8 protein-coding genes and 5 pseudogenes are annotated in these 8,861 nt (G+C 54.8%); 11 read left to right on the top strand and 2 right to left on the bottom strand.

What is annotated here, in order from left to right; all coding sequences use genetic code 11:
- From KX729_RS32865 to KX729_RS32825, 9 genes and pseudogenes are all read left to right on the top strand, one after another.
- A partial coding sequence (locus KX729_RS32865; RefSeq protein WP_219746627.1) for a calcium-binding protein occupies nt 1-936 on the top strand: 936 nt, incomplete at its 5' end.
- Between the two features lie 167 nt (nt 937-1,103).
- Entirely contained in the window at nt 1,104-1,406 is a 303-nt protein-coding gene (locus KX729_RS32860; RefSeq protein WP_219746629.1) for a hypothetical protein, read from the top strand.
- Nucleotides 1,407-1,433: 27 nt separating this feature from the next.
- A pseudogene (locus KX729_RS32855) lies at nt 1,434-1,759 on the top strand (integrase core domain-containing protein); the annotation flags it as partial.
- A 430-nt stretch (nt 1,760-2,189) separates the two neighbouring features.
- A pseudogene (locus KX729_RS34120) lies at nt 2,190-2,653 on the top strand (IS701 family transposase); the annotation flags it as partial.
- Nucleotides 2,608-2,972 (top strand): annotated as a pseudogene (locus KX729_RS32845) (transposase); the annotation flags it as partial. The pseudogenes KX729_RS34120 and KX729_RS32845, both read left to right, overlap by 46 nt.
- A gap of 152 nt (nt 2,973-3,124) precedes the next feature.
- Nucleotides 3,125-3,595 carry an IS66-like element accessory protein TnpA gene (tnpA, locus tag KX729_RS32840; protein ID WP_219746626.1) on the top strand — a complete coding sequence of 157 codons (471 nt, stop codon included), beginning with the start codon at nt 3,125-3,127 and terminating at the stop codon, nt 3,593-3,595.
- Nucleotides 3,592-3,948 carry an IS66 family insertion sequence element accessory protein TnpB gene (gene tnpB, locus KX729_RS32835; RefSeq protein WP_219746625.1) on the top strand — a complete coding sequence of 119 codons (357 nt, stop codon included), beginning with the start codon at nt 3,592-3,594 and terminating at the stop codon, nt 3,946-3,948. The genes tnpA and tnpB overlap by 4 nt, the downstream gene beginning before the upstream one ends.
- A 48-nt stretch (nt 3,949-3,996) precedes the next feature.
- Nucleotides 3,997-5,571 (top strand): IS66 family transposase, encoded by a 1,575-nt coding sequence (tnpC, locus tag KX729_RS32830; RefSeq protein WP_219746624.1) that lies wholly within the window; start codon nt 3,997-3,999, stop codon nt 5,569-5,571.
- Nucleotides 5,568-6,131 (top strand): UPF0149 family protein, encoded by a 564-nt coding sequence (locus tag KX729_RS32825; RefSeq protein ID WP_219746623.1) that lies wholly within the window; start codon nt 5,568-5,570, stop codon nt 6,129-6,131. Before tnpC ends, KX729_RS32825 begins: the two co-directional genes overlap by 4 nt.
- 47 nt (nt 6,132-6,178) lie before the next feature.
- Here the strand turns inward: KX729_RS32825 and KX729_RS32820 are convergent.
- Nucleotides 6,179-6,412, bottom strand: a pseudogene (locus KX729_RS32820) (IS630 family transposase); the annotation flags it as partial.
- Nucleotides 6,413-6,711: 299 nt separating this feature from the next.
- On the opposite strand from KX729_RS32820, the gene KX729_RS32815 reads away from it, so the two are divergent.
- Entirely contained in the window at nt 6,712-6,921 is a 210-nt protein-coding gene (locus KX729_RS32815; RefSeq protein ID WP_219746622.1) for a hypothetical protein, read from the top strand.
- Between the two features lie 276 nt (nt 6,922-7,197).
- Nucleotides 7,198-7,614, top strand: coding sequence for a KTSC domain-containing protein (locus KX729_RS34115; protein ID WP_246618047.1), 417 nt, complete (start codon nt 7,198-7,200; stop codon nt 7,612-7,614).
- Between the two features lie 996 nt (nt 7,615-8,610).
- On the opposite strand, the pseudogene KX729_RS34790 reads toward KX729_RS34115, so the two are convergent.
- Nucleotides 8,611-8,861, bottom strand: a pseudogene (locus KX729_RS34790) (IS701 family transposase); the annotation flags it as partial.

Genomic DNA, 8,861 nt, shown 5'->3' with positions numbered 1-8,861 from the left:
GTGTCCTTCACATTGGGCGCTTTCGTCGAGAACCTGACGCTGACGGGCAACGCCTGCGCCAGCGGCACGGGTAACGATCTTGCCAACAAGATTACCGGTAATGCGTCGGCCAACATCCTGATTGGTCTTTCTGGCAACGATACGCTGAGCGGAGGGGCTGGCGGGGATATTCTTGACGGTGGAGTCGGCAACGACGCCCTGAGTGGTGGCGCCGACGGCGACACTCTGCTCGGAGGTGCCGGCACGGATAAACTCGATGGTGGCACGGAGGCTGACGTCATGCGTGGCGGCGCCGACAACGACACCTATATTGTCGATCATCTGGGCGACCGTGTCATAGAGACTAATCAGTATAATGGCAGCGACGACGGCGGTATCGACCTTGTCAACAGCTCGGTGTCCTTCACATTGGGCGCTTTCGTCGAGAACCTGACGCTGACGGGCAACGCCTGCGCCAGCGGCACGGGTAACGATCTTGCCAACAAGATTACCGGTAATGCGTCGGCCAACATCCTGATTGGTCTTGCTGGCAACGATATACTGAGCGGAGGGGCTGGTACTGATACGCTTCGTGGAGGTCTCGGCGAAGACACTCTTACAGGCGGTGCGGGTGTCGACCAGTTTATATTCGACACCGCAGTCAGTTCAATCGGGAGTGTAGACAGGATCACCGATTTCACGGCAAATGTAGATCAGATCCTTCTGGAAAAATCCGTCTTCGGTGCGCTGATCGCTGATGATGCCCTTGGGCATCTCTCGAGTAACCAGTTCCATATCGGAACACGAGCAGAATCTGCCGACGATCGAATTATCTACGATCCGACGAGCGGCAAGCTCTATTATGACGTAGACGGGATGGGAGGTGCCGACCAACTTCTGTTTGCGGTCACAAATTCAAAGCTCTCGATCGGCGCGCACGACTTCGTCATAATTTAGGTGTTTAGATGTTTAATCCCACAGTGTGATGGTGTAGATTGTCGCCATCACAGAGGGGCACTAAATGTGCCAATTTCTTCAAGGCAGCGTTAAGACACGTACGCCATTCGAGCAGTGTTATAGTGATCGAAAGCTCCAGCCCGGCGCTCCCGCGGCGATTTGGCATGATGGCCACAATCACATATGTCTTCACCCTCGACCATGTCGCAAAGATGCTCGGCGAGGACTTGGAGCTTCTGCAGGCGATCGTCTCGAACCCCGACAATCTCGCATACGGGAGCATCATCAGTGTCATTGAAGGCGACGATGCATCGGTGACCGCCTTGACCGACGATGGTATCGACGAACTCACACACATGCTATCAGAGGCACGCAGGTGTCCTGCTACTTGGGCCGAATTCCTGGACGACTTTGCAATCTTCGCGAATCCAGATGCGATCGCTCGTATCAAAGCAAAATCTACGCGGTAACAACCGGGCCGTTACCTTACGGGTTAAGGCAAATCTGTCATCTACACGGACCGAGGATCGCAGTTCACGCCCATCGACTTCACCGAAATCGCCATCTCGATTGACGGCAAGGGTTCATGGCGGGATAACGTTCTCGTCGAGCGGCTCTGGCGGTCGATCAAATACGAGGGGTCTATCTTTACGCTTACAAGACTGCATCTAAGGCCCGCACTGGCATCGGCCGCTATCTGACCTTCTACAATAGCCGACCTCCACACTCATCCCTCGACCGACAGTCGCCGGATCAGCGCTCATTCAACGAGCTGGCACCAACGAAGGTGGCGATTAAAGGATACGTGAAAGCCTCTCCTTAATATGCTGGTTTGATATAATACCCGCATTTTGCGACGCGCGATAAAGGTCTCGGGCGCCATTAAACGACACCACCCACATGATCAGGCTTAACAGCGTCGTGATGAGAAAAATCTGAACTTTCATCATCTCAATTTGGTTTTAGAATTTGGCGAGGATAGGGTACTTATGCCCCCCAAAAAATAACCCTTAGTTCCTTTTGGGATTGTTCCCACCTAAATGACCTGCACTTCAAGATCCTCTGATGTAGCTAGTAGCACCCGACGGCCGCGGTTGAGCCCGCTTATCTGAGAGCGGTCCAGTCAGTTAAAATCACATGCAAATTTTGGAGTCGATCGGCAACACACCCTGTAGATGCCGGAGAGCACCGTTGAACCCGGTTGCGACAGCCGGGGTGACTTAAAGTAATGATTTACGGCAAGCTTATCCTCACGCGTCCAGATCGCCGACGGCACGCCGCAACGCATTCGTGACAAAGGCAGCAACATATGCCGGGCGAAGAAGCCTGATTGGTTGGTGAATGGCGATCAAACGACGAGCGCAAACACTACCTGTCCAGCTTGCTGGCCGATGCGACATTGAAAGCGCTGGCGGTCGCCATCAAGGCGAGATTGATTTGCGAGCAAGCGCATCAGCAGATGAAAGAGGAACTCGGCCTCGACCACTTCGAAGGCCGATCATGGCAAGGGCTACATCGGCATGCCCTGATGACGATGATCGCCTATGCCTTCCTCCAGCACCAGAGACTGCAGACTGCAAAGGGGGAAAAAAGAAGCGACAAATACGCAAAGGGCTGCCTGAGCCCACCTTGCCCGCTATCCGTCGAGCCGTCATCAGCGCACTCGCCAGGCTTCCGATCAAGGTCAGCATCACTCCCGGCAACGCCCACGATCTAACGGCAGCCAGCGAATTGCTCAACGACCTTGCTCCTGGAGGTATGCTGCTTGCTGACAAGGCTTATGATGCCGACTGGTTGCGCACAAGCTACGGCCGGGCGGTCTTGGGCGAACATCCCTCCCAGGGTCAACCGAAAACGACCCGTCGTCTTCAGTCCGTGCTTTAGAAAAAGCGAATGCCATCGAGCGATTCTTCAGCAAGCTCAAGTGCTACCGCCGCGTTGCCACCCGATGCGACAAGTTGGGTGCTACCTTTCTCGCAATGACGAAACTGGCTTGCATTCGTTTGTCTCTGCGCCATTACGAAGTCCCGGCGTAATCCCGACCTGCCGTTCGGTAGACAAGAGCGCGACCATTTCGTCGAGTGTCACGTCCTTGCGCTGTTCGATCGTGAGCGCTACGAACAGCCCACCTTTCCTTTTGTGATCGAGGCCGCGAGATAGGCTCCGTCATCGACAGGAGTTGGATGGGATGGTTGGAGATCGCGCTGATGCCATGCTTGGAGTCATGGATGAAGGCATGCATGAAGCCAGGCATGATGGAAGGTATCGACGGATCGAGGTTATCACGGGTCGACGTCAGCGGCGCAATTGGACCGATGAAGAGAAGGCGCAAATTCTTGCGGAAAGCGCGGAAACTGACGTGAACGTCTCGGCTGTTGCCAGACGCTGGGGCGTCAATCGCGGTCTGCTGAATGTCTGGCGTCGCGAAGCCGGACTGACCTCTCAACGATCTGCGAAAGCCTGCACGCAGCAGGCGATGTTCGTGCCGGTTACGGTGGTTGGCGAAAGGCCGTCTTTCGAGAGTTCGCCGTCGGATGTGACCCACTACGCCGCCGGTCGTATTGAGATCGAGATTGCTGGTACGCGGATGACCGTGATCGGGTCGGTGGCGCCTGAGTTAGCGCAGGCGATCGTGGCGGCGTTGCGAGGGCGCCGGTGATTGGTCTTTCGCCAAATGGCGTGAAGATCATGGTCGCCACGCAGCCTGTCGACTTCCGACGCGGCATGAATGGCCTCGTGGCGCTGGTGGCGTCGGCACTTGCGGCCGATCCCTATTGCGGCGACGTATTCGTATTCCGTGCCAGGCGTCTGGATCGTCTTCGCTACATTTACTGGGACGGATCCGGCATGATCCTGACGACGAAGTGGCTGGAGTCGGGAAAGTTCGCTTGGCCGCCGATCCGGGACGGTGCCATGCAAATGACGCGTGAACAGTTCGCACTTCTGGTGGCCGGTATTGACTGGACAAAGGTGAAGCAGAGCTTGGTGAAACGCCCTTCAAAAGTCGGCTGATCCTATTGGTTTTGCTTGAAGATTCTATCTTTCGTGGTAGGATTTGTCATGCCGCTTCAACCCGAGCCCTTGCCCAGGAATTTTGCGCAACTGACCCGGATCATTCTCTCGCTCAACGAAGAGAATGCTGATCTCAAGGCGCGTGTGGACTTCCTGGAGCGCCAGCTCTTTGGTGCGAAGTCGGAAAAAATGGCGAGCATCGACCCGGCACAGGCAAGGCTCGACTTTGGCGAGACGAACGACACTTACGTCGCGGCCAATGATGATGTCGCGCCGGTGGGTAGCGATAAAACCAGGGCACAGCGCTCGCCGGCTCGCAATATCGGCCACTTGCCCCCACACCTGGCGCGGTATGACGAACTCATTGAACCAGAGAGCAAGATTTGCCCTTGCTGCTCGTTCGAGCTTCATTGCATCGGCACTGATATCAGCGAGGCGCTCGACATCGTCCCTGCCATTATCCGGGTGAAACGGACGATCCGGCCCCGTTATGCCTGTCGGGCATGTGAGAGCGCGATCGTACAAGTGCCCGCACCCGCACGCGTTATGGACGGCGGCATGGTGACCACGGCCTTTGCTGCTCACATCGCCGTGTCGAAGTATGCCTGGCACCTCCCGCTTAATCGCCAGGCCCAGATGCTGGCCTCCTGTGGCATCGTCATCGATCGTGGCACGCTCGGCACCTGGGTCATGCGGGTCGCCTGGTGGCTTGAGCTTCTCTACGATGCGCTGACCGCATTCATTCGTTCCCAGCCGAGGGTGTTCTGTGACGAGACGCCGCTGCCTCGGCTCGATCCCGGACGCAAACGAACCAAGGTTTGCCAATTATGGGCGCAAGCGGTCGATGATCGCCCCTGGAATGGTCCGGCCCCGCCGGCGGTCGCTTATACCTTTGCCGAAAGCCGCAGCGCCCGCGAGGTCGAGGGTCAACTGTCGGCGTTTGCCGGCGTGCTGCAGGTGGATGGCTACCAGGCGTATAAAACCTTGGTTAAACGACGCGGCAAAAGCAACATCGCTCCCATGCGATTGGCATTCTGCCTGGCCCACGCCCGTCGAAAGTTCGTTGATGTCGTTAAGCTGACGGGCTCTTCCGAAGCCTTGTCGATCTTTGCCAGGATCGCAGAAATCTATCGGATAGAAGTAAAGCTACGTGGAGAGGACGCCGATACTCGGCTTATCGGTAGGCGCCGGGAAGCTGGTCCGATCATGGAGGAGCTGAAGGCCACCCTGATCGGTCTGTGTGATGAAGTGTCGTCGAAATCGGCACTTGGCAAGGCGATCGCCTACACACTCAACCACTGGAGCGGCCTGACAGCCTTCCTCGGCGATGGTCGCATCGAGGTCGATTCTAACATCGTCGAGCGTTCCATGAAGTCCGTGGCTCTAACGAGAAAGAACTCCTTGTTCGTGGGCAACGAACGAGGGGGAAAGTCCTTCGCCATCCTGGCATCACTCGTGAACACGGCAAAGCTGAACGGCGTCGATCCTGAGGCCTGGCTTGTCGATGTACTGGAGCGCATCGTCTCCGGTAACTTGAAAGCCAATGAGATGGAGAGCCTCTTGCCCTGGACCTGGAAGGCGAAGCGTGACGCGATCAACCACCAGGAGCGGCGGGCCGCATGACACAAAACAGCCGAGAGGCGACGGCGCGGCCGAAGCTCGATGACGACGCGTTCGAAGCGTTTATCAGAAAACGTCGCCCGCCATCACCAATCGGATCGATGAGCGGGCTTGATGGTTATCTTACGGCTTTAATCATTGGCCCAAAGTTCATAGACCCACGGATGTGGATTGCGGAAATCACCGGTCCGGATGCGCTGAACCTGCCGATGGAGACAACCGAACATCAAGCCGTGCACACGATCGTCGCGGAGTATAATCGCATATCTGCCGGCCTTTCCGAGACGCCAAAAGAACACCGGCCAAGGTTCACCAAGGTTGATGACCAAACCTTTGATATCTTCGACTGGGATATCTGCTTCTTGATTGGAACACGCTACGCACCGAGGCTCTGGCAGCCGGTTCTGCGGGGTCATGCCGCCACCGGAGATATAATTGCGCCTATCCGCAGGCTCGGTGACGCGAAAAGAAAAGCAACTCATCAGGATGCTGCTGAAGTCGCCGAAGCACTCTTCAATATCCGAACCTACTTCATGCCCAAACGGGTAAAGCAGAAGCACTGAAACGGACCATAACCCTGGACGTCAATCCACGAATGCATGGGTAGTTCGTCGCGCTCACGTTCGATCAGTTCGAGGACGAAAGCCTCGTGCGCATCCAGTGCCGATGCTCGCTTCCAACCTTGTGGTCGAGAAGTTGGCTCACCGTCCTTCGCTCTTGCGATCGAGCGGATCGCAGTAGAAATGCCAACCTCGAACCGAGCAGCTGCCTGTCGTGCCGACAGGCCAGAAGCAGACGCTTTCAACAAACGCAATCGAAGGTCATCGTCCAATGCTCGTGCCATCATCCACCTCTTCGCTGTGGATGTTGAATCAGCTGCGCATCGCCCAGTCGCATCACGATTGGTTCGTTGATCGCCGGATTCGCTCTAGCGAAATGATCGGATCAGGCGATCGCACCCAAGATACAGGATCTTTGAATGCGGCTGACGACTTTTGCTGAGAAGGGCACGCAGCCGAATTCAGTTTCGGCATTTTGAAAATGACGCTTCCCTGAACCAAAACAATGCTTTATTTCTTGTAGCTCTAAATCGGGGCGATAGGCTTGCGGGAATCATGATGGCACCGGGTGAGGGGTGTTTAAATGGCCAGAGCGACAGATGAAAGCGACATCAGTTTCAGTATCAAGCAACGCAAAGGAACCGAAACAGAAAAACAATCGACCGAATATCTCGCTCAACTGGCAGAAGCGCGTAGGCGCGTTGCGATGCTTCGTGAAAGGCTCCTCTCCCTAGGCATCGGAACAGAGGATTGGGAGCAGGGGCTTGATCGGCTGAGCGGCACCCGCCATTAGGAAACAATCTGTCGATAATCGCGAACCGGTCCATAAATTAACGACAACAAAGCAAGCCGCCTTTGCAGATTTCTGATTTGCACGTAGCTGACAGAGAGCAAATACGGCGTATGTCGTGCTTCCTGCACTTGGTGACACCTTTTATTGATCCCACGCACTCACTATAGTCAAAAATGAAAAATTTTACCCGCGACTGGATCCTTTGGAGTGCAGCTTTTATCTTCGGTATCGTCGCATTAAACTGCGGGATACTGATGCACGCGTATCGCTTGCAGGATGAGCGGCAAGCAAAGCAGCGAAAGCAAATTTTGCAAATGGATTCGCCGCCGTCGTCTGGCCCGATGGAAAAAAACCAGCGAATACGTTAGAGTTGAACGAGAGGCGAGAAAAGCCTCTCATGGTGCGCCGCGAAAAATTGTTTGCAATGCCGCATTATTGCCCGATATCATGTGGAGAGTTTTTGGCGCAGATCAACAATTCATGGGGCAAGACATGACGTTTATCGAGCTACAATCCCGGCTTATCGATGGCTTCGACTATCAAGAGGAAGACCGTTCTCTTCGCGTATTTCTCAGTAATGGACAGGTCCGAGAATTCGACGATATCTCGAAAGGAAAGGTTGAGGGCCTAAAATATGCCAAGTCTCCGGGTGAATATTACATGACGGTATTGCGGCCATTGCAACAACATTGAATTAGGAATAAGTCTTTTGGCACTGACAGTTAGGGTCGATCATCGCTGTTAAGATCAAGAGACTATTGCGTAGCAGCGTCGGGATGGGCAAGAGCTCGCTTAATTGGAGATTATTTCAGTTGTTGTGAATGATAAGCTTGAGCACCAGCGCCTTTCCTGAGGTTAATCAATCGAGCCCCATGGGGTGCTTGAGATATGCTTCAAGGTGGCGTTTCTTTTTCGAGATGTTCGTCTGCGACGACTTCGCGAACGGTTAGCCAATCCTATGTACACTAGCCAATCCTTGTACAATGGACGTTCCGAGGAGCGAGTGCGGCTCGATCCGCACCTGCGATAAACCAGTAGCGCGCAACGAGCGGGCGACAAGTCAACAGTGCTACTGCTGGTCGTCAGCTAGGAGCAGGTTATCGCCGTATTTCACATCGAGCGATGTACGATTGCGGCCTGCAATCCAACCCGCAGATCCATGACTATTGTACAGCGAAGTTTTGCGTACTGGTCTGAGATGTTCCACCGCTTCCCCGAGAACCCGACGGCGTCATATCCAAAGGCGGATAGCAGACATTCACCACATCCGTCCGGGAAGGATAGGGCGAGCGATAGTCAATCCGCAAAAGCATGCATTCCTCAAGGCGGGTAACATGTGTCGTCCGCACCCTAGTGCTTGAGTCCCTGTAGCCTTCAATCAGGTCGGCGGACTGTGACGGCATCGCAGTCAATAAAACGCACAAAGGAAACGCCGCTACCGACAACTTTTTCATGAGGTACCCTTCAGTTCGGTTCACTGGGAAGATTATCTCGCCAAGCGTAAATGTCGAGCCTGTACCGCAGGTATTCAGCAAAACCTTAGCATAATAATTATGATCACTGAGGTCGTCATCATTATTGGTCTGCGCACTTCGGCTTCACATCGAGAGAGACAGAGGAGACACAAGATCGTCACCCTTAAACCGACCTGTTCATTAGCACTACTTTGGCAGAATCGATTCTGCGGTTCTAATTTGCTCTTTGCAGTGGGGACATCGGAATGTCGTCATCGGTCTGGCGAGTGCGCTGATGACGGCTCGACGGATAGTAGGCAAGGTGGGCTCAGGCGGCCCTTTGCGTATTTGTCGCTTCTTTTTTTTCCCGCTTTGCAGTCTGCAGTCTCTGGTGCTGGAGGAAGGCATAGGCGATCATCGTCATCAGGGCATGCCGATGTAGCCCTTGCCATGATCGGCCTTCGAAGTGGTCGAGGCCGAGTTCCT

Origin of the sequence: Neorhizobium populisoli (genome assembly GCF_019430945.1) — a bacterium.
In the GTDB taxonomy this organism is placed as follows: Bacteria; Pseudomonadota; Alphaproteobacteria; order Rhizobiales; family Rhizobiaceae; genus Neorhizobium; species Neorhizobium populisoli.
Note: the sequence above shows the minus strand (reverse complement) of the source record. Positions and strands in the feature narration are given on the sequence as shown.

What these genes read in the sequence shown, in the direction of transcription:
- KX729_RS32815 (WP_219746622.1), top strand. Translation starts at nt 6,712, where the DNA reads ATGGCCAGAGCGACAGATGAAAGCGACATCAGTTTCAGTATCAAGCAA.
- KX729_RS34115 (WP_246618047.1), top strand. Translation starts at nt 7,198, where the DNA reads ATGAGCGGCAAGCAAAGCAGCGAAAGCAAATTTTGCAAATGGATTCGC.
- tnpA (WP_219746626.1), top strand. Translation starts at nt 3,125, where the DNA reads ATGGTTGGAGATCGCGCTGATGCCATGCTTGGAGTCATGGATGAAGGC.
- KX729_RS32860 (WP_219746629.1), top strand. Translation starts at nt 1,104, where the DNA reads ATGGCCACAATCACATATGTCTTCACCCTCGACCATGTCGCAAAGATG.
- tnpC (WP_219746624.1), top strand. Translation starts at nt 3,997, where the DNA reads ATGCCGCTTCAACCCGAGCCCTTGCCCAGGAATTTTGCGCAACTGACC.
- KX729_RS32825 (WP_219746623.1), top strand. Translation starts at nt 5,568, where the DNA reads ATGACACAAAACAGCCGAGAGGCGACGGCGCGGCCGAAGCTCGATGAC.